The organism is Roseovarius gahaiensis, from assembly GCF_011601345.1.
GTDB classification, from domain to species: domain Bacteria; phylum Pseudomonadota; class Alphaproteobacteria; order Rhodobacterales; family Rhodobacteraceae; genus Roseovarius; species Roseovarius gahaiensis.
The window spans coordinates 183,812-202,902 of the sequence record NZ_JAAORB010000001.1 but is presented as its reverse complement, the minus strand read 5'-3'; the positions used below and the strand labels follow the sequence as shown (position 1 = coordinate 202,902).

Below are 19,091 nucleotides of genomic sequence, written 5' to 3'. Positions count from 1 at the left end.
AGTCCTTTGATAAAAGAGGGGACATCATGACCGAGACAACACTAACCAGAATGGATCTGAGCGAAGCGGTGTTCCGCGAGGTCGGACTTTCACGCAACGATTCCGCGGAACTTGTGGAAAGCGTTCTGGCCCATATGTCCGACGCGTTGGTGCGCGGCGAGCAAGTCAAGATTTCGTCTTTCGGCACCTTTTCCGTGCGTGACAAATCAGCCCGAGTGGGGCGCAACCCCAAAACCGGTGAAGAAGTGCCGATCAATCCCCGCCGGGTTTTGACCTTTCGCCCCTCGCATCTGATGAAGGATCGGGTCGCCGCTGGAAACAAACGTTAGGACCAACCTGAATCATGGGCAAATCCGCCGACGCCTTCCGAACCATAAGTGAGGTTGCCGACTGGCTGGAAACCCCGGCCCATGTGCTGCGGTTTTGGGAAAGCAAATTCAGTCAAGTCAAACCAGTCAAACGGGCCGGTGGCCGCCGGTATTACCGGCCCGCCGACATGCGGCTTTTGGGCGGGATCAAGAAACTGCTGCATGATGACGGGATGACGATTAAGGGCGTCCAGAAACTGTTGCGCGATCAGGGCGTCAAGCATGTCTCGAACATGGCGCCTGCGCTTGATGACGGCCTGACAGAGCAGGATGATGCCTCAATTTCTCTGGACACCGTGGATCAAAGCCCATCAGACGGCGCACAGGTTTTGGATTTTGCCCGCGGCGCTGCCAAATCCGGCGCGCCCGAAACGACGGCACCAGACCCGGACCCTCAGGATCAGCCCCGCGAGCCTGAACTTTTCGGCGACACGGAGTCCGAAACCGCCGAACCTGAGACGCCGCCCGAGCAGACATCGCCCGAACAGACACCGCCGGACAATCCAACGCCGCCGCCCGACGACAGCGACGACGCCGAAGCGGATCAGCCCGAAACGCCAGTGAGCGCAGAAAGCCCAGACAGCTTGGCCGCGCAGGATGATCAGCCCGAGACGCCCGCAACGCCAGCGTTCAGGCATCACAGCACCGACGACGCTCTTGCGCCGTCAGAGGACAGTATCGAAGATGCCCCCGAACAGCCCACAGGTGAGTCCAATGCGGAAACACCGGGCGATGCCCCAGCCCCCTCCGCACCCAAGCCGAACATCATTGAGCTTGCAGACGATGCGCCCGACACGGTTGAGGCCGGTCTGGGGGTTTTGAGCAAACTTTGTGGCCTGTCTTCACCGCGCGACGCCGACACGGCAAAGCAGCTGGAACAGGTTGCACACCGCCTGCGCGCGTTGATCAACGACTAGGTCTGTCTTTAGACAACTTTCCACCGGGCAAATCGGTTTTTTTCTCTTGTTCCCACTCTCAAAACAGGTATGTAACGGCCTCATGTCGGGCTATAGCGCAGTCTGGTAGCGCGTCCGTCTGGGGGACGGGAGGTCGCAGGTTCGAGTCCTGCTAGCCCGACCATGAAAACCGCCCCCAACACCGGATCCTGACTGTGGCACGTGGCCTGCAAGCCGGGGCCGCGTTGCGCTGAAGGGGATAAGATGACGGGTGTACTGGCAAGCCAGCAAATTTCAGCCCTGATTGCTGACGGTCGTATTTCCGCGCAACCCGCCGTTATTTCAGAACAAATTCAACCGGCCAGTCTGGACCTGAGACTGGGCCACGTTGCGTATCGTGTGCGCGCCTCTTTTCTGTCCGGCCATAACCGCAGTGTTGCCGACCGTTTGGCCGAACTGGAAATGCACCGCATCGACCTGAGCCAAGGTGCCGTGCTGGAAAAGGGCTGTGTCTACGTTGTGCCATTGATGGAACAGCTTGACCTGCCATCAGGCATGCAGGCGGTTGCAAACGCCAAATCCTCGACCGGGCGGCTGGATCTGCTGACGCGCATGATCACCGATGGCGGCACAGAGTTTGATCGCGTTCCACAGGGCTACAAAGGCCCGCTTTATGCCGAGATCTGCCCAAGAAGTTTTTCGGTTCTGGTCCGGCCCGGAATGCGCCTGAACCAGATCCGATTCCGCGACGGGCAATCCATTCTGGACGACGCCGCGTTGCGGGCGTTGAACGCAGACACGCCTTTGGTGGATGGCCCTGCCGTCATCAGCGATGGCTTGGGGTTTTCCGTTGATCTGAAACCGGAAACCGGCACGCTGGTCGGGTATCGCGCCAAGCCGCATACCGGGGTCATTGATCTGGACAATATCGGCGGTTACAGCCCCGCGGAATATTGGGAAGAGGTGCATTCCGACACCGGGCGCATCATCCTTGACCCCGGCGCGTTTTACATCCTTGTCAGCCGCGAAGCGGTGCATATTCCGCCCGCTTATGCCGCTGAAATGGCCCCCTACCTTGCGATGGTGGGCGAATTCCGGGTGCATTACGCGGGTTTTTTCGACCCCGGCTTTGGCCATGACGCCGCCGGTGGTGCAGGATCGCGCGGCGTGCTTGAGGTGCGCTGTCACGAGGCCCCGTTTGTGTTGGAACATGGCCAGATCGTCGGGCGGCTGGTCTATGAGAAAATGGATCAGGTGCCACAGCAGCTATATGGTGCCGACCTGAAATCCAACTATCAGGGCCAAGGCCTGAAACTCAGCAAACACTTTCACGCGGCGTAAGTCGACGCGAACTCAAAACTTCCCGAAACGCCGGTTAACGCGCATGGCCTGACGGGCGCGTTTTTCGCTTGTTTTGCTGTCAGGACCGGTCGAAGGCCCCTGCCCGTCCTGATCTTGCGCGCTGTTATCCGCGCGACCGCGACCAAACCGTTTGCTGGCCGCGCTGATCCCTGCGTTCATGCCGCCGCGCATCACTTTGCGCATGACCATCCGGATCACCATATTAACTATGAAGTTGGCGTTCATTGCGGCCTCCTAAACTATCTACAGCCCCACACTTAACATCAAATCATGCAGTTTTCAGGGCATTCGCAAGATTTTTAACCCTTAGTCTTCGAACATGTCGCTCTGATCGGTATCCCCGCCATCCTCGCTGTCGTCATCAGGTGACATTGCACCGGGTGGCGGCCGGTTTTCCAACAGCCCGGCCGATCGCAATTCCTTGAGACCGGGCAGGTCACGCGCGGATTCAAGGCCGAAATGATCCAAAAAGGATTGGGTCACGACAAACGTCACCGGACGCCCCGGTGTCATTTTCCGGCGGCCAAAGCGAATCCACTCCATTTCAAGCAGTTGGTCCACCGTCCCACGGCTGACCGACACGCCCCTGATCTCTTCAATCTCGGCGCGGGTCACCGGCTGATGATACGCAACGATCGCCAGCGTCTCGATCGCCGCACGGCTGAGCTTGCGGGTCTCGACGGTTTCCTTTTGCATTAAAAACCCAAGGTCAGGCGCGGTGCGCATCGCCCACGCCTCGCCGACCTTGATCACCTGCACGCCCCGCCCCTCGTAACGTTTGCGCAAATGCACCAAGGCTTCGACCACGTCACACCCGTGCGGCATCCGGGCCGACATCTCCTTGACCGTGACCGGCTCGGCACTGGCAAAAAGGATCGCTTCGCACATTCTTTCTTGTTCGGCGATCGGCGGGGCCTCGAACAGGGTTTCTTCTTTTTCGTCGGTATCTTGTGACATGCTATCTATCCCTGCGGCGCACCTGAATTGGCGCGAACGTGTCCTCTTGCCGGATCTCGGCCTTGCCTTCCTTGACCAATTCCAGCGATGCCGCAAAGGTCGAGGCCGTCGCCGACCGCAGCCGCGCTGGATCGGATGTGAACCCTTCTGGCAAGTAGGTTGCAATATCCGTCCACGTCGCGGCAAATCCGATCAGCGGGCGCATACGCTCAAGCGCCTGCTCCAAGGTGAACACCGCGTCCCGATCCATGATGTAGGGGCGAAATTCATCCTTTGTGCGAATGCGTGCGTAGCCCTGCATCAGGTCCAACAAAGTGGCGGTATAGGTCACCCGTTTGACCCGCATCACATCCTCGGGGATACCACGGGCAAAGAAATCACGCCCCAATTGATCGCGTGCCATCAAGGTGGCCGCCTGTTCGCGCATCGCTTGCAGGCGTTCCAGTTGAAACGCCAGATGCGCGGCCAGTTCTTCGCCCGATGGCCCCTCTTCGGTGGGGTCGGGCGGCAGCAGCAGCCGCGATTTCAAGAACGCCAGCCATGCCGCCATGACCAGATAATCGGCGGCCAATTCGATGCGCAATTGCTTGGCCCGTTCGACAAAGGCCAGATATTGCTGCGCCAATTGCAGCACCGACACCTTGCGCAAGTCCACTTTCTGAGTGCGGCTTAACGTTAACAGCAGGTCCAACGGGCCTTCAAAACCGTCGACATCCACGATCAACGCCTCGGCCGCCATACGGTCGGCCACGCGTGTCGGTTCTGTTTGATCTTCCTCGAATAAGTCCTCAGACATCACCACGCCCGTTCAGCAATGCATCAAGCTTTGCTTCAACCGCGCGAATGTCAACCTGTTGGGGTGTTTTGCGCGCCGCCAAAGCACGCTCGGCCCGGTCTTGCGCCTGATCGGTCATCTGACCTGCGGCAGTTGCCACGGCGCGTCGGTCCTCAAGCGAGGCGTTGCACAACAGCACCACATCACAGCCTGCGGCCAGCGAACCTTGTGCTATCTCGGGCAACGATCCGTTCAACGCCTTCATCGAGATATCATCGGTCATGATCAGACCTTCGAACTCGATCTCGTCGCGGATTAATTGCATCACCTTTGGCGACAGCGTGGCGGGCCGCGCGTCGATCTCTGAGTAGACCACATGCGCGGTCATCCCCATGGGCAAATCGTTCAGCGCCTGAAACGGGGCAAAATCAATGCCTGTCAAATCCGACAGCGGCGCATCCACGCCGGGCAAATCAAGGTGACTGTCCACCACCGCGCGACCATGGCCGGGGATATGCTTGACCACAGGCAAAACGCCGCCATCCAGCAAGCCTTCCGCAACCGCGCGGCCCATGCGGGCCACGGTGCCTGCATCAAACCCGTAACAGCGGTTTTTTAGAAAATCATGCGTGTCCTGCCCCGCCACATCAACCAACGGCGCACAATTGCTGTCAATGCCCAGATCATACAGTTCCGCGGCAATAAGACGGTAGCGCAAATACATCGCCTGCGCCGCATTGGCCCTAGCCTCGGCCACATGTTCCAGCGGGGGCAGCCAGTCGCGCCACAGCGGCGCGCGCAAGCGCTGCACGCGGCCACCTTCCTGATCAATTGTGATCGGGGCCGCACGGCCCACGGCCTCGCGCATCTCGGCGCATAGGGCGCGGACCTGTTCGGGCGTGTCGATGTTGCGCGCAAACAGGATAAACCCGAACGGGTTCACCTCGGCAAAAAGCCGTTTCTCGTCGGCCGTCAGGCGCAGGCCTTCGGCATCAAGGATGCACGCGCCAAAGCGCACGCTCACCGTGTCACCACCGGGATACAATCGGCGTTCTCGGCGACAAGCGCCGAACAAAAGCGGCGCGCATCGCTGAGGTCGGCAAACCCCATGGCCCGTAAACGATAGAAGGTGCGCCCGCCACTTTGCGCCTTTTGGACGACCCGGTCCTTGTCGGCCAGATACTCGCCAAACTTGCCGCTCAGGCGCGTCCATTCTTTTTCTGCAATCTCGGCGGATTCAAAAGCGCCCAACTGGGCCATTCGGGTGCCAGCGGCGATATCCGCCGGATCAACATCCTGCGTCGCCTCGGAAGGGGCCGGGGCCGCGACCTGCCTAACCTCAGACAAGGTTGCAGGGCGCAGCCTGGGCCGCAAGGACCGGCCCAACCCATCTTTTGGCTCCGCCGTCTGCGGCTCCGCTTCAGGTTCTGCCTCAGCCGCAGGCTTGGGGGTCTCTTCGAATTTCGGGGATCCTTGCGCAAGTTGCGTGGCCAAGGCCTCGACCGTGGCCAACTGGATGGCCTCGCGGTCGGATGACGCAGGCGGTTCTGCCTCGGCTGTCGGGCTCACTTCGGTGGGCGTGTCGGTATTCTCTGACGCGGCCTGTGCCATTTTCTCTGACGGCACATCCTCAAGCGTCAGGTCCAATGGCTTGGGCGCAAGGATCAAACGGTCTGCGGGTTTCGCCGCAGTGCCTTGGGCAGCCACCTGATTGACAGCCAGCCCCTGATTGATGGCCTGCCGCCCGCCGGGATCATCGGGTTGGACGCGCATTGGCCCTTCGGCGGCGCGCACTACCGGCACGCCGCTGACGTCACGCACCAACAGTTTGTAGCCCCAAACACCAACCCCGGCGACCAGCGCCAAGGACACCACGGCGCCCGCAAGATTGGTGAATTTCTTAACGATATTGCTATGGTTCGGCGCAGCCATATGCTGCGCAGCTTGCCTGTCTGCCATGTCTCGCCTCGCTTTGCCGCCGACGATACTTGGCCGCCGGGGTCATTGCCTTGCCTGATCCCCGGCTTGCACGGTTTTTTTACCGCATTTCTTCCGCAGGGGTTACGCCAAGAATACCAAGACCAGAGGAAATAACAACGGTCACGGCCCGCGCCAAAGCGATTTTCGCCTGACTTGTGGCCGGATCGCCCTCTTGCAAGAAGCGCAGAGCCGGATCATCATTGCCACGGTTCCACAACGCATGCAGGTCGGACGCCAGATCATAGAGGTAGAAGGCAATGCGATGCGGTTCATTGGTGCGGCCCGCGATTTCCACCAGACGCGGCCATTCGGCCAGCTTCTTGGCCACCGCCAATTCGGCGTCATGGGTCAGGATTGACAAATCTGCCCCGGCCAAAGCGGCATCATCGACGGTAATACCCGCCTCGCGCGCCTTGCGCAGAACTGAATTGACCCGTGCATTGGCATATTGGACGTAAAACACGGGGTTGTCTTTCGACTGCTCTAGCACCTTGTCAAAATCGAAATCCAGCGGGGCGTCGTTCTTGCGGGTCAGCATGACAAAGCGCGTCACATCGGCCCCCACCTGATCGACCACATCGCGCAGGGTCACGAATGTGCCGGCCCGCTTGGACATTTTGAACGGCTCGCCGTTTTTATAAAGCTTGACCAGTTGGCACAGCTTGATGTCCAAGGGCACCCGGCCATCAGTCAGGGCCGACACAGCGGCTTTCATCCGTTTGACATAGCCGCCATGATCCGCGCCGAACACGTCGATCAGCATATCAAAGCCACGGCTGACCTTATCGTAGTGATAGGCAATATCGGGGGCGAAATACGTCCAGCCGCCATCGGATTTCTTCACCGGCCGGTCCACGTCATCGCCATGTTCGGTGGATTTGAACAAGGTTTGCTCGCGCGGCTCCCAATCCTCGGGCTTTTTGCCTTTGGGGGGCTCCAGCACGCCCTCGTAAATCAGGCCCTTTTCTTCCAGCGTCTGCAAGGCTTCTTCGATCCGGCCCGTGCCATACAGCGATTTTTCCGAGAAAAACACATCCATTTCGACGCCAAGCGCCTTCAGATCCTCGCGGATCAGCGCCATCATCGCATCACTGGCAAAGGTCCGGATTTCAGCCAGCCAGACGGCCTCGGGCTGATCGACATAGGCATCGCCAACCTGATCTTTCAGCGCCTCGCCCACGGCAATCAGGTAGTCGCCGGGATAGGTGCCATCCTCAAACGCCACGGCCTGACCATGCGCCTCAAGATACCGCAGATAGACCGACCGCGCCAAAACATCGACCTGCGCACCGCCATCGTTGATGTAATATTCGCGGGTCACATCATAGCCCACGAAAACCAGCAGGCTGGCCAAGGCATCGCCAAACACCGCGCCCCGCGTATGGCCCACATGCAGCGGCCCGGTCGGGTTGGCGCTGACATATTCGACATTCACCTTTTTACCCGCGCCCATATCCGAGCGGCCAAATTCAGGCCCGTCTGTCAGGGCCCTATGCACCACGTCCTGCCAAACACCGTCCGCCAGCCGCAGGTTCAAAAAGCCCGGCCCGGCCACGTCGGCGCTTTCGATCCGATCACTGCCCAAAAGCCGTGCTGCCAGATCAACGGCAATGTCGCGCGGCTTGAGCCCGGCGGGTTTGGCCAGCACCATGGCGGCGTTGGTCGCCATGTCGCCATGCGCAGGATCGCGCGGCGGCTCGACCGTGACATTCGCTAAATCAAGACCGTCGGGCAATTTGCCTTCGGATTGCAAAACGGCCAGTTCATTCTGAACCAACGCGTGAATTTCGGTGAACAGATTCATCGGAATATCCTTTGTTCGTTGGCGCAGGGTTTACCACTGCCACTGCCCGCGTCAATCGCAAGGCAGATCAACAGGCAAAACCGCCCCCGAGACCGTCTGGCCGTGCGGCTGACACAGCCACAAAACCGTCTGCGCAAGGTCGGCTTGGCCTCGGTCGGTCTCCAGCCCCGATGCGTTGGTCACGCGCACCGCATTGACGGCCCCCTGCGCCTGCAAGCCAAGCTCTTGTTGCAAGGCTTGGGGCAGATGCTGCATCGCACGGTCATAGGCCCATGCCTCGGCAGGCGCTTGCGCCGGTGGGACGACACAGACCACGATCACGCGGGCAAAACGGGCCGCCCGCAAGCCCGCGACAAGCGAGCGCGTCAGCGCCGGGATGGCCGCAATCACAGCACCCGGACGCCCCGGCGAGGACACAGCCTGCAAATGGATAAGCATATCAAGTGGTTCATCGCGCCATTCCGCCCCCAACACACGGCAAGACCGCGGCCGCAGCACATCCAAGACCAGATGATCAAGATGGTCTGGCGCGGCTTTGACCGTCTGGCGCAACAGGCCCTCGTCAACACCGGCAAGAATAAAGCGCACCCCGGCACGCGCCAAGGCCCAAGCCAAGGTTTAGCCAAAAGCACAATCCGCACCGGCAATCAAAGCTGTCTGTCCTGACACTCGCTGATCTTGCAATATCTACACTCGCCCTCTCAAAAGCTGGCGAAACGGTACTTCTTTACCTCTCACGTCACAATCCACGGTTTGATTTATTCGGTGCCTTCATTGTCGGCTTTGGCCGCGTCCAGTGTATCGTTTTCAGGGGACAGAGACAGAAGGGTAACATCTTTTTGCTTTCGCGGATCTTCATCGGCAACGATCAAGCGCAAATCGCCCCCCTCGTCATGCTCGGCCAGCAAGATGGCGTCGGGGTTCGCCGCGCGCCAGTTTTCAAACGTATATTCTTCCGTCAGGTTGGTGGCGCGCACACGCCACCCCGCATTCATCTTCGAGGTCAGATCAAGATAGGTCTGCCCCCCGGCAATCGCCCGCCCGCCAAGCGTTGCTGGCAAGGCATGGCGGGGGCTGTCCTGCTTGGTGCGTTTCAGTTGAAAGACGTTGTCGCGGCCAAACTCCGGCCCCAGATCGGTGGCCACCAGCGTGTTGTAGGCATCATTGTCGCTGACCGCCAGAACGCGGCCATAGCTTGTGACCTCGACACCGTGTTCGGCGGCCTCTGACAGAATGTCACCGAAAAAAACCGGCAAACCCACCTCACGCGCGCTGCGCAGGCGGCCCCGGTTCGGGTCGGCGATCAGCACCGGCACCTCGCGCTTTTGCAACGCTTCGCCAAAGGCCGCCGCAAAGCGCGATCCCCCCACGATGATCACACCGGGAATGCCCTTGCCTGCCAATCCAAGCGCCGCCGCAAACGGGCGCAAGGAAAACCCGTTTAACACGACAGTGGCCGCCACCAGAGCAAACGCCAACGGCCCCAGCAACGCGGCATCCGCCACGCCCATGGCCACCAAACGTTCGGCAAACAAGCCAGCCACCGCCACCAGAACAACACCACGTGGGCCCGTCAGCCCCACCAGCAGACGCTCGCGCATCGGCAATTTCGTACCGACCAGCGAGATCATGACCGTCAGCGGTCGCACCACCAAAATAACAACGATCACAAATGCCAACGCTCGCCAATTCAGCATCGCCAGCTTTTCGAAATCCATATTGGCCGCCAACAGGATAAACACCCCCGAGACCAGCAAAATGGTGGCATGTTCCTTGAACCGGCGCATTTCGGTGTAGCTGGGCAGATCAGCATTGGCGATCCATATGCCCATGACGGTCACGGCCAACAAACCGCTTTCGTGCAGCACCGTATCGGACAGCGCAAAGACCCCCAGCAAGGCGGCGAACAAGACCGGCACTTTCATGTATTCCGGCACCCATGCGCGGCGGAAGGATTCCGAGATAATTGCGCCTGCAGCCACACCCATCACGGCGGCCACGACAATCCCGCGCGCCATGTCCCATGCGGCATCGCCCATGGTTTCCGCCGTATTGAGGACCAAGACCACTTGGAACGCCAAGACGGCGGCCAATGCGCCGATCGGATCGTTGACGATGGCCTCCCACTGAAGCAGTTGCGCGGGCCTGCGGTTTAGCCGCGCCTGACGCAGCAAAGGCGCAATGACGGTGGGGCCGGTGACAATCATGATGCCGCCGAACACCGCCGAGGACGCCCATCCCAACCCCGCCACGTAATGCAGCGCCAAGGTCGAGAGCAGCCATCCAAGCGGCGCGCCCAAAACAATAAGGCGTTTCACACCTTCGGCCGCCCCCCGCAGGCTGTGCAGGTTTAGCGTTAAACCACCCTCGAACAGGATAATCGCAACCGCGATGGAAATCATCGGGGCCATCAGCGGCCCGATATCGCGGGAGGGGTCGAAAACGCCCAGCACCGGACCGATCAACAACCCGGCCAGCAGCATCAGAACGATGGCGGGCATGCGCAAGCGCCACGCGGCCCATTGCGCCCCGACGCCAAGCGCGCCGACCAATGCAAAACTCATAACCGGCGCCAAAGCCCCGTCTGCCGCTGACTCAATCGCCATAATCTATGCTCCGACCCATGCACCCGAACCGCCAGCGCCGCCCAACAGGCGCGCGTGTTGCTGCAACGCGAACCGGTCGGTCATGCCAGCGATGTAATCACTCACAAGACGCGCAAGCGTGGTTTCACCCTGCGCCGCCTCAACATCATGTCGCCAACGGTCGGGCAAAAGGCCGGGTTTCGCAAGGTAGAAAGGAAACAGCTCTTCCACGACATGGGTGACCTGCGCGCGCATCTCCATCACCGATGGGGCGCGATACATTCTGGAAAACAAAAACTCTCTGATCCGGGTCAGGTCTGCCCACATCTCGGGTGAAAACTGAATGACAGGACGCCCAAGATGACGGACTGCAGCCGCGCAATCCGGCGATGCCTGTTCCAACGTTGCGCGCGATGTTTCTATGACATCACCCACCATCACACCGAACACGCGGCGCAGCGCCTCATGCCGCCGCCTGTAGGCATCAAGCCCCGGATACAGCGATTCAACCTGGGCATAGCATGGGCCAACGATGGGCAATTGCCGAATATCGTCTTCGGTGAACAGCCCCGCGCGCAAGCCATCATGCAGGTCGTGGTTGTTATAGGCTATATCATCGGCCAAGGCGGCCACCTGCGCCTCGGTGCTGGCATGGGTGTGCAGTTCAAGATCATGGCGCGCGTTGTAATCAGACAGCGCATAGGGCAAATCACCCATGACCGGGCCGTTGTGCTTGGCGATCCCTTCCAGAGTGTCCCAGGTCAGGTTCAGGCCGTCGAACTCGGCATAATGGCGTTCCAGCGCGGTGACGATCCGAACTGCCTGCGCGTTGTGATCAAACCCGCCATAGGGCTGCATCAGCGCGTTGAGGGCATCCTCGCCGGTATGGCCAAACGGAGTATGCCCAAGGTCGTGCGCCAACGCGACAGCCTCGGTCAGTTCTTGGTTCAGACCAAGCGCCCCGGCAATCGTGCGCGCAACTTGCGCCACTTCGATGGAATGGGTCAGGCGCGTTCTAAAATAATCGCCCTCATGTTCGACGAAAACCTGTGTCTTGTGTTTCAGGCGGCGAAAGGCGCTCGAATGAATAATCCGGTCCCGATCGCGTTGAAAACACGACCGGAACGCGCTTTCATCCTCGGCCACCAGCCGTCCCTTGGTCTGCGCCGGAGTCGAGGCATAAGGCATTTGCATGTCGGCTATCCTTGTCGCGGGTTTTCCTGCTCCATATATTGCAAAGGATAGAACAACGGAACCGTCAGGAGAGCGCAATGCAACTGCCCCCCAAAGTGACCGAACGCGCCTTTGAGCGTCTGGCCGAAATCGGTGCCGCAAATGACGGCCATGCCCTTCGGGTCGCCGTGGAAGGTGGCGGGTGTTCGGGGTTTCAATACGAAATCCGGCTGGACAACCCAAGCAATGACGATCTGGTTCTGGAAGGTCAGGGCCAAAAGGTCGTGGTCGACAGCGTGTCCTTGCCCTTCTTGGCTGGCGCAACCATCGACTTCACCGAAGAGCTGATCGGCGCGCGGTTTACAATTAACAACCCCAATGCCAGCAGCTCTTGCGGCTGCGGAACATCTTTTTCAATGTAATCAATATAGTAAAGATCACCATTCACGCAAAACTTCAGGGCCGATCATTTTCAAGGCGCAAGACCCCCGCTTGTCTTGGGCTTGGTCTTGCGCGATAGAAGGTGCCAAGGACACAGGCAAAAAAAGGCGCAGGTCATGAAAATCGCCAGTTTCAATATCAACGGGATCAAGGCGCGCATTCAGGCCCTGCCAGATTGGCTGGACGAGGCGCAGCCGGATGTTGTTCTGTTACAGGAAATCAAATCCGTCGACGAAAATTTCCCGCGCGACCTGTTCGAAGAGCGCGGGTATACCGTCGAAACCCATGGGCAAAAAAGTTTTAACGGTGTCGCCATCCTGTCGAAACTTCCCCTAGAGGATGTCAGCCGCGGCCTGCCCGGTGATGACGACGACGAACAAGCCCGCTGGATCGAGGCCACCGTGATCGGTGACAAAACTGCCGTCCGGGTGTGTGGTCTTTACCTGCCGAACGGCAATCCGGCACCAGGGCCGAAATACGATTACAAACTGGCATGGATGGAGCGCCTGAAAGACCGCGCCGCCGAGTTGCTGGCCACCGAAGAACCGGCGCTGATGGCCGGCGACTATAACATCATCCCGCAAGACGAAGACGCCAAACGCCCCGAGGCTTGGGCGAAAGACGCGCTTGCCCTGCCCGAAAGCCGTGCTGCCTTTCGCAAGATCGTCAATCTGGGCTTTACCGAAGCCTTCCGGGCGCAGCATCAGGGGCCGGGGCACTATACGTTTTGGGATTATCAGGCCGGGGCCTGGAACCGCGATGACGGCATTCGCATCGATCATTTCCTGCTGACGCCTCAGGCGGCCGATTTGCTGACCGATTGCCAGATCGACAAAGAGGTGCGCGGGCGCGAAAAACCCTCGGATCACGTTCCGATCTGGATCACGCTGGACGCGTAAGCCCGGCGTCACCCGCTTGGGCGGGTCACGTCATATCCGTAGATCCAATCGAACTGGCGCAGCAAACGGTCAGGCGCGACGGTGCCACCAATCCTAAGCGCCGTGTGCGCCGCCCACCTGAGCGGTGAAAAGGCCAAATGGTATTTCCATGCATTACCGTTGGCCGCGTCGACCACCCGCGTTGCGCGCGGTTTTCGACGCTGTTGATAGGTCGACAGGCCGCTCTCCAGATCCCCTGCCCTGTCCAGACAATCCGCCAAGGCCCAAGCATCCTCAAGCGCCATACAGGCCCCTTGCGCCATGAACGGCAATGTCGGGTGCGCGGCATCGCCCAACAGGGCCGCACCACCGCCATACCAACGGTTGGCCACTGGATGCCGGAACAATCCCCAAAGATTCACGCTTTCAATCCGCGACAACATACGCTGCACATCCGGGCCGAAATCCGCGAACGCGGCCTGCACGGCCAAAGGATCGTCTTGCTGGCTCCAGCTTTCCTTGGCCCATGCGGCGCGTTCCTGCACGGCCACAAGGTTCATATACTGCCCGTCGCGCAAGGGGTAGCTGACCAGATGGCGGTGCGGCCCCATATGAACCCGCGCCTCGGGCGGCGCGTTATCGGCATTGGGCACAATCGCGCGCCATGCCACCTGGCCTGTGAAAAACGGCGCGACCTGCCCGTTCAGCGCCGGACGCACGACCGAGTGCAAACCATCCGCGCCGACCACAAGATCAGCCGACAAAACAGCGCCATTGCATAACGTCACACGCGCATTGGTCTGGCCCGGCGTCAGCGTGACAGACTGCACATTTTGCAACAGCCGAATTTTGACCCCGGCCTCACGCGCACCTTGGGCCAGAACATCGACCAGATCGGCCCGGTGGACGAAATAATAATCCCGGCTGTCCAGCCGCCCCAAATCCAGCGATACAACCTTTGGACCGCGATAGTCATGCAGATTGACCGCCCGTGCCTGTACGGAACACTCGCGCAAGGCCTGTCCCAAACCAAGCGCGTTCAACACGACAAAGCCGTTCGGGCTGATTTGCAGCCCGGCGCCGACCTCGGAAATCTCGGCGGCTTGCTCCAACACGGTGACATCGGCACCGCGCAACGCCATAGCTCGCGCCGCGGTCAAACCACCAATGCCGCCGCCGATCACCAGCGTTTTCAATCCGTGCAAACTCATGGGATTCTATTGAAACGAAAAACGCCGGAGCGAAAGCCCCGGCGTCGATGAAATTTAGTGAACGTCATGCTCAATCGTCGCGATGGACCTTTTCACGACGTTCATGACGCTCTTGCGCTTCAAGGCTCATGGTGGCGATCGGCCGCGCGTCCAGACGCTTTAGGCTGATCGGCTCGCCGGTGACTTCGCAATAGCCAAATTCACCCTCTTCGATCCGGCGCAGTGCGGCATCAATCTTGGTCACCAGTTTGCGCTGACGGTCACGGGTGCGCAGCTCGATTGCGCGGTCTGTTTCTTCGCTGGCGCGGTCCGCAACATCCGGAATTGCGCGGGTGCCGTCCTGTAACCCTTCGATTGTATCGCGGGTATCGTCCAGCAGGTCATTTTTCCAATTAATCAACTTGCGACGAAAATATTCCAACTGGCGTTCATTCATGAACGGTTCGTCTTCGGCCGGTTGGTAATCGTCGGGTAGAAAGACTTCGGCTTTCATGGTGGTCCCCTCATCAAGGCCAACGTCCGACATTGCAATCTCCTCAGATCGTGGCGCTTCCCTGCCGTGCAATTACACCCGCCACACAGGAATGTCACTAGGCAATCACGCTGCATTGATGTGCCGGACCGATCAGCCTACTGTGCGTGTCAAACCTGCCTGAAAAAGTCGCATAAGGACCAAACCGCACATGAAGTTCGAAGGAACAGAGAGCTACGTCGCTACAAGTGACCTGACCATCGCCGTGAATGCCGCCGTCACCTTGGAACGCCCCCTTCTGGTCAAGGGCGAACCCGGAACCGGCAAAACCGAATTGGCCCGTCAGGTGGCGCAGGGTTTGGGCCTGCGGATGATCGAATGGAACATCAAGTCCACCACCAAAGCCCAGCAGGGCCTTTACGAATATGACGCCGTCTCGCGCTTGCGCGACAGCCAATTGGGCGATGAACGCGTGCACGATGTGCGCAATTACATCCGCAAGGGCAAACTGTGGGAGGCGTTTGAAGCCGACGAAAAAGTCGTTTTGCTGATCGACGAGATCGACAAGGCCGACATCGAGTTTCCCAATGACCTTTTGCAAGAACTCGACCGGATGGAGTTTTACGTCTACGAGACCGGCGAAACCATCAAGGCCCGGCAACGGCCCATCGTCATCATCACCTCGAACAATGAAAAGGAACTGCCCGACGCGTTCTTGCGGCGCTGCTTTTTCCATTACATCCGCTTTCCCGACATCGAGACGATGAAGCGGATTGTCGCCGTGCATCACCCCGGCCTTAAGGACCAGTTGCTGACCACCGCCCTGACCCAGTTTTACGAACTGCGCGATCAAGCCGGGCTGAAGAAAAAGCCCTCAACCTCAGAGGTGCTGGATTGGCTCAAGCTGCTATTGGCCGAAGACCTGAGCGCAGACGATCTCAAGCGTGATGGCGCCGACGCCCTACCAAAACTGCACGGTGCGCTTTTGAAAAACGAACAAGACGTGCATCTTTTCGAAAGGCTGGCGTTCATGGCGCGGCGGACCAGATAACGCAGGAAAAGGACAGGCGATTGACGGTAAAGGCAGACACCATCTGCAAGCGACCCCTCGGCCCGGAAAATGAACCGGGCCACAGTTTTGCCGCGCTTCGTCCTTACCCCGGACAGGATAGGTGGGCATCGTCTGCCTTGTCCTGTGACGGTGCCCGCGCATCTGAAAGGGTGGCCCCAAGCGTGGCGGCCACCGTGAAACGCGCACGCCAAAGCAGGTGCATCGGCCGGGCCGTGACTGCCCCCGGTCGCATGACACGAAAACCAAGCTTCGGGGGGCACATGCGTCGCGTTATCCTACCTATATGTTTGATGCTGGGCGCTTGCGTGCCGGGGCAATCGGTCGACATGCCCTCGCGGGCCGCAACAGCCGATGTCTCGGGTCTGCCGGCGATCAAATCATTTTCCGCACCCCGCCCAGTGCCGCCCATGCGGTCCAACAAGGATATCCAGCGCGATTTTCTGGACCTGTCGTTCCAGTTGGAATCCGGGCGCAGGTTGCAACATTTCTCGCGCTTTGAAGAACCCATCAGCATCGCCGTCGCTGGCACCCCGCCGCCGACCTTGATGCCGGATCTGAACCGCTTGGTGCACCGCCTGCGGACCGAAGCCGGGATTGATGTGGCGCGTGTCCAAGATGGACCAGCCAATATCACGATCGAGGCCGTATCGCGGGCCGAGATCCGCCGAAACCTGCCGAAAGCGGCCTGTTTTGTTGTGCCGAATATTTCGCGCTTGTCAGAATACCGCACCGCACGGCATAGCCGCGCCACCAATTGGAGCTTGCTGACCGAGCGTAAAAAGCTGGCGATCTTCCTGCCCAATGACTCCTCTCCACAAGAGGTGCGCGATTGCCTGCATGAAGAACTGGCGCAGGCCCTTGGACCACTCAACGATCTATACCGACTGCCCGATTCGGTGTTCAACGACGACAATGTGCATGCGGTTCTGACCGGCTTTGATATGCTTATTCTGCGTGCCTATTACGCGCCCGAACTGCGCTCAGGCATGACGCGGGCGCAGGTGGAAGAGCGCCTGCCCACCATTCTGAGCCGTTTGAATCCAGCCGGTGACACGCGCGCGCCTCGCTTTGCATCGTCCACCCCGCGCGAATGGATCGACGCGATTCAAACCGCGCTTGGGCCGGGCGCCCGTTCCGCCGAGCGGCGCGAAGCCGCACTGACGGCCGTGCGCATCGCCGAGACCGTGGGCTGGCGCGACCATCGCCGCGGCTTCAGCCACTTTGCCCTTGGGCGGCTGTCGCAATCCGTCGACCCGGATTTTGCCCAAGATCAATTCGTCACCGCTGATCAGTTCTACAAACGCACGCCGGGCAATGATCTGCACCGGGCCTACACGGCGTCGCAACTGGCGGCCTATGCCATCAGTCAGGGCCGTGGCGCGGATGCCTTGATGCTGATCGGGCCGCATCTGGCCACCGCCGAACGCCACGAAAACGCCGCCCTTTTGGCGACCTTGATGATGCTGCGCGCCGAGGCGCTGGACCTGAGCGGTCGCGTTGCCGAAGCCAACGCCGTGCGGCTGGACAGTCTAGGCTGGGCGCGCTACGGGTTCGGGGCGGATTGGGCTGTGCGCGCGAAACTGCGCGAAATATCGGGCCTCAGTCCGTTAAAGGGATCGAACGGGTAAGCACAGCACATGATCGTTATTATCGGAGCCATTCTAGGCGCAATCATCGGCGCAACAATCGCCAAGCGGCGCAAGGGACGACTGGCCGACATCCTGCAATATGCCTTTGTGTATATGCTGGTTTTCACACTGGCGGGCTTGTTCATCACGCTGATTGTCCACCGCGCCTCGATATAAGGGCCGCTCATGTTTCTGCCGTTCTTCGAAACCCTTCGAAAATCCGGCGTTCCGGTGTCGCTGCGTGAATACCTGACCTTTCTTGAGGCGATGAACGCCAATCTGGTCACCTATGACATCGAAGGCTTCTATTATCTGGCGCGCGCGGCCATGGTCAAAGACGAGCGGATGATCGACCGCTTTGATCGTGCCTTTGCGATCAGCTTTGATGGCTTGGACCAGATTTCCGCAGATGACGTGCTGAACGCCGTCGACCTGCCCGCCGAGTGGCTGGAAAAACTGGCAGAAAAACACCTCAGCGACGAGGAAAAAGCCGAGATCGAAGCGCTTGGCGGTTTCGACAAGCTGATGGAAACCCTAAAAGAACGCCTGCGCGATCAGCAAGGCCGCCACCAAGGTGGTAACAAATGGATTGGTACGGCGGGCACGTCCCCGTTTGGTGCCTATGGCTACAACCCCGAAGGGGTGCGCATTGGGCAGGACCAATCGCGCCACCGCCGCGCGGTCAAGGTTTGGGACAAGCGCGAGTTTCGCAATCTCGACGACAGTATCGAATTGGGCACCCGCAACATCAAGGTCGCGCTGAAACGCCTGCGCCAATGGGCGCGCGACGGCGCCCATGACGAGCTGGATCTTGACGGCACCATTCGCGCCACCGCCGAACACGGTTATCTGGATGTCAAAACCCGCCCCGAGCGGCGCAATGCAGTCAAGGTGTTGCTGTTTCTGGATATCGGCGGCTCGATGGATCCGCATATCAAGGTGGTCGAGGAATTGTTCAGCGCCGCCCGCGCCGAGTTCAAGCATCTGGAATACTATTATTTCCACAATTGCCTGTATGAGGGCGTCTGGCGCGACAATGCGCGCCGCTATGATGAGCAAACCCCGACATGGGATGTGCTGCACACCTATGGCCCGGATTACAAATGTATTTTCGTGGGCGACGCCAGCATGTCACCCTATGAGGTCGCCTATCCCGGTGGCGCGAATGAACATTGGAACGCCGAGGCCGGGCAAGTCTGGCTGGAGCGCGCGCGCGAGCAATGGCCGTCGCATCTATGGATCAATCCGGTGCCGCAAAAATACTGGACCTATACCCAGTCCATCGGCATGATTTCGGACATTTTCGAAAATCGCATGGTGCCGATGACCCTTGAAGGGCTGGATCGCGGCATGCGCGCCCTGCTGCGCTGATCCGCGCCAGACCACATCGCACACAGAAAAAAGGGGCGCCCAAGGGCGCCCCAAGTTTTGCTGATCAGGCTCATCATTTGACCGCTCGGTTTCTGCCTGCGGCCTGATCGGCCCGGGG

The 19,091-nt window shown here is 59.7% G+C and carries 20 protein-coding genes and 1 tRNA gene; 10 read left to right on the top strand and 11 right to left on the bottom strand.

Features of this window, described 5'->3' with window-relative positions:
* Positions 1–26: 26 nt before the first annotated feature.
* The 4 genes from ihfA to HAT86_RS00965 all read left to right on the top strand — a co-directional run bounded on the left by ihfA (position 27) and on the right by HAT86_RS00965 (position 2,605).
* A complete protein-coding gene (ihfA, locus tag HAT86_RS00980; RefSeq protein ID WP_167192720.1) occupies positions 27–329 on the top strand; it encodes an integration host factor subunit alpha in 303 nt (100 codons plus the stop codon).
* A 14-nt stretch (positions 330–343) separates the two neighbouring features.
* Positions 344–1,285 carry a MerR family transcriptional regulator gene (locus tag HAT86_RS16795; protein ID WP_231125773.1) on the top strand — a complete coding sequence of 314 codons (942 nt, stop codon included), beginning with the start codon at positions 344–346 and terminating at the stop codon, positions 1,283–1,285.
* Between the two features lie 86 nt (positions 1,286–1,371).
* Positions 1,372–1,448 (top strand) — tRNA-Pro (locus HAT86_RS00970).
* Between the two features lie 80 nt (positions 1,449–1,528).
* Positions 1,529–2,605, top strand: coding sequence for a 2'-deoxycytidine 5'-triphosphate deaminase (locus tag HAT86_RS00965; RefSeq protein WP_167192719.1), 1,077 nt, complete (start codon positions 1,529–1,531; stop codon positions 2,603–2,605).
* Between the two features lie 12 nt (positions 2,606–2,617).
* Here HAT86_RS00965 and HAT86_RS00960 read toward each other — a convergent pair whose 3' ends face one another.
* The 9 genes from HAT86_RS00960 to HAT86_RS00925 all read right to left on the bottom strand — a co-directional run bounded on the left by HAT86_RS00960 (position 2,618) and on the right by HAT86_RS00925 (position 11,921).
* Positions 2,618–2,851 carry a hypothetical protein gene (locus tag HAT86_RS00960; RefSeq protein ID WP_167192718.1) on the bottom strand — a complete coding sequence of 78 codons (234 nt, stop codon included), beginning with the start codon at positions 2,849–2,851 and terminating at the stop codon, positions 2,618–2,620.
* An 81-nt stretch (positions 2,852–2,932) separates the two neighbouring features.
* Entirely contained in the window at positions 2,933–3,583 is a 651-nt protein-coding gene (scpB, locus tag HAT86_RS00955; protein ID WP_167192717.1) for an SMC-Scp complex subunit ScpB, read from the bottom strand.
* Position 3,584: 1 nt separating this feature from the next.
* Positions 3,585–4,379, bottom strand: a complete 795-nt coding sequence (locus HAT86_RS00950) for a segregation and condensation protein A (protein WP_167192716.1) — start codon at positions 4,377–4,379, stop codon at positions 3,585–3,587.
* A complete protein-coding gene (nagZ, locus tag HAT86_RS00945; protein WP_331272481.1) occupies positions 4,372–5,376 on the bottom strand; it encodes a beta-N-acetylhexosaminidase in 1,005 nt (334 codons plus the stop codon). Before nagZ ends, HAT86_RS00950 begins: the two co-directional genes overlap by 8 nt.
* A 2-nt stretch (positions 5,377–5,378) precedes the next feature.
* Positions 5,379–6,317: an SPOR domain-containing protein gene (locus tag HAT86_RS16790; protein WP_231125771.1), complete on the bottom strand. Its 939-nt coding sequence runs from the start codon at positions 6,315–6,317 to the stop codon at positions 5,379–5,381.
* A 79-nt stretch (positions 6,318–6,396) separates the two neighbouring features.
* Positions 6,397–8,142 (bottom strand): arginine--tRNA ligase, encoded by a 1,746-nt coding sequence (argS, locus tag HAT86_RS00940; protein ID WP_167192714.1) that lies wholly within the window; start codon positions 8,140–8,142, stop codon positions 6,397–6,399.
* 51 nt (positions 8,143–8,193) lie between these two features.
* The gene (locus tag HAT86_RS00935; RefSeq protein ID WP_167192713.1) at positions 8,194–8,757 is read right to left on the bottom strand and encodes a Rossmann-fold NAD(P)-binding domain-containing protein; all 564 of its coding nucleotides are present in this window, start codon (positions 8,755–8,757) and stop codon (positions 8,194–8,196) included.
* A gap of 143 nt (positions 8,758–8,900) precedes the next feature.
* Positions 8,901–10,748 carry a cation:proton antiporter gene (locus HAT86_RS00930; protein ID WP_167192712.1) on the bottom strand — a complete coding sequence of 616 codons (1,848 nt, stop codon included), beginning with the start codon at positions 10,746–10,748 and terminating at the stop codon, positions 8,901–8,903.
* Between the two features lie 3 nt (positions 10,749–10,751).
* Positions 10,752–11,921 (bottom strand): deoxyguanosinetriphosphate triphosphohydrolase, encoded by a 1,170-nt coding sequence (locus HAT86_RS00925; RefSeq protein ID WP_167192711.1) that lies wholly within the window; start codon positions 11,919–11,921, stop codon positions 10,752–10,754.
* 77 nt (positions 11,922–11,998) lie between these two features.
* Between HAT86_RS00925 and HAT86_RS00920 the strand changes: the two genes are divergently transcribed.
* Together HAT86_RS00920 and xth are read left to right on the top strand one after the other, a co-directional pair.
* Positions 11,999–12,322 carry a HesB/IscA family protein gene (locus tag HAT86_RS00920; protein WP_167192710.1) on the top strand — a complete coding sequence of 108 codons (324 nt, stop codon included), beginning with the start codon at positions 11,999–12,001 and terminating at the stop codon, positions 12,320–12,322.
* Positions 12,323–12,457: 135 nt separating this feature from the next.
* Entirely contained in the window at positions 12,458–13,240 is a 783-nt protein-coding gene (gene xth / locus HAT86_RS00915; protein WP_167192709.1) for an exodeoxyribonuclease III, read from the top strand.
* An 8-nt stretch (positions 13,241–13,248) separates the two neighbouring features.
* Here the strand turns inward: xth and HAT86_RS00910 are convergent, their stop codons facing one another.
* Positions 13,249–14,430 (bottom strand): FAD-dependent monooxygenase, encoded by a 1,182-nt coding sequence (locus HAT86_RS00910; RefSeq protein WP_167192708.1) that lies wholly within the window; start codon positions 14,428–14,430, stop codon positions 13,249–13,251.
* 70 nt (positions 14,431–14,500) lie between these two features.
* Complete coding sequence (dksA, locus tag HAT86_RS00905) at positions 14,501–14,923, bottom strand: RNA polymerase-binding protein DksA (protein ID WP_167192780.1); 423 nt, start codon at positions 14,921–14,923, stop codon at positions 14,501–14,503.
* A 190-nt stretch (positions 14,924–15,113) separates the two neighbouring features.
* Between dksA and HAT86_RS00900 the strand changes: the two genes are divergently transcribed.
* From HAT86_RS00900 to HAT86_RS00885, 4 genes are all read left to right on the top strand, one after another.
* Positions 15,114–15,953, top strand: coding sequence for an AAA family ATPase (locus HAT86_RS00900; protein ID WP_167192707.1), 840 nt, complete (start codon positions 15,114–15,116; stop codon positions 15,951–15,953).
* Positions 15,954–16,234: 281 nt separating this feature from the next.
* Positions 16,235–17,602 carry a DUF2927 domain-containing protein gene (locus HAT86_RS00895; RefSeq protein WP_167192706.1) on the top strand — a complete coding sequence of 456 codons (1,368 nt, stop codon included), beginning with the start codon at positions 16,235–16,237 and terminating at the stop codon, positions 17,600–17,602.
* Between the two features lie 9 nt (positions 17,603–17,611).
* Complete coding sequence (locus HAT86_RS00890) at positions 17,612–17,779, top strand: hypothetical protein (RefSeq protein WP_167192705.1); 168 nt, start codon at positions 17,612–17,614, stop codon at positions 17,777–17,779.
* Positions 17,780–17,788: 9 nt separating this feature from the next.
* Entirely contained in the window at positions 17,789–18,973 is a 1,185-nt protein-coding gene (locus HAT86_RS00885) for a vWA domain-containing protein (RefSeq protein WP_167192704.1), read from the top strand.
* The last annotated feature ends 118 nt before the right edge of the window (positions 18,974–19,091 follow it).

Coding starts and splice junctions, on each gene's coding strand:
- HAT86_RS00890 (WP_167192705.1), top strand. CDS start 17,612: ATGATCGTTATTATCGGAGCCATTCTAGGCGCAATCATCGGCGCAACA.
- HAT86_RS00920 (WP_167192710.1), top strand. CDS start 11,999: ATGCAACTGCCCCCCAAAGTGACCGAACGCGCCTTTGAGCGTCTGGCC.
- HAT86_RS16795 (WP_231125773.1), top strand. CDS start 344: ATGGGCAAATCCGCCGACGCCTTCCGAACCATAAGTGAGGTTGCCGAC.
- HAT86_RS00950 (WP_167192716.1), bottom strand. CDS start 4,379: ATGTCTGAGGACTTATTCGAGGAAGATCAAACAGAACCGACACGCGTG.
- HAT86_RS00925 (WP_167192711.1), bottom strand. CDS start 11,921: ATGCAAATGCCTTATGCCTCGACTCCGGCGCAGACCAAGGGACGGCTG.
- HAT86_RS00910 (WP_167192708.1), bottom strand. CDS start 14,430: ATGAGTTTGCACGGATTGAAAACGCTGGTGATCGGCGGCGGCATTGGT.
- HAT86_RS00885 (WP_167192704.1), top strand. CDS start 17,789: ATGTTTCTGCCGTTCTTCGAAACCCTTCGAAAATCCGGCGTTCCGGTG.
- HAT86_RS00930 (WP_167192712.1), bottom strand. CDS start 10,748: ATGGCGATTGAGTCAGCGGCAGACGGGGCTTTGGCGCCGGTTATGAGT.
- argS (WP_167192714.1), bottom strand. CDS start 8,142: ATGAATCTGTTCACCGAAATTCACGCGTTGGTTCAGAATGAACTGGCC.
- xth (WP_167192709.1), top strand. CDS start 12,458: ATGAAAATCGCCAGTTTCAATATCAACGGGATCAAGGCGCGCATTCAG.
- scpB (WP_167192717.1), bottom strand. CDS start 3,583: ATGTCACAAGATACCGACGAAAAAGAAGAAACCCTGTTCGAGGCCCCG.
- HAT86_RS16790 (WP_231125771.1), bottom strand. CDS start 6,317: ATGGCAGACAGGCAAGCTGCGCAGCATATGGCTGCGCCGAACCATAGC.
- HAT86_RS00965 (WP_167192719.1), top strand. CDS start 1,529: ATGACGGGTGTACTGGCAAGCCAGCAAATTTCAGCCCTGATTGCTGAC.
- HAT86_RS00900 (WP_167192707.1), top strand. CDS start 15,114: ATGAAGTTCGAAGGAACAGAGAGCTACGTCGCTACAAGTGACCTGACC.
- dksA (WP_167192780.1), bottom strand. CDS start 14,923: ATGAAAGCCGAAGTCTTTCTACCCGACGATTACCAACCGGCCGAAGAC.
- ihfA (WP_167192720.1), top strand. CDS start 27: ATGACCGAGACAACACTAACCAGAATGGATCTGAGCGAAGCGGTGTTC.
- HAT86_RS00960 (WP_167192718.1), bottom strand. CDS start 2,851: ATGAACGCCAACTTCATAGTTAATATGGTGATCCGGATGGTCATGCGC.
- HAT86_RS00895 (WP_167192706.1), top strand. CDS start 16,235: ATGCGTCGCGTTATCCTACCTATATGTTTGATGCTGGGCGCTTGCGTG.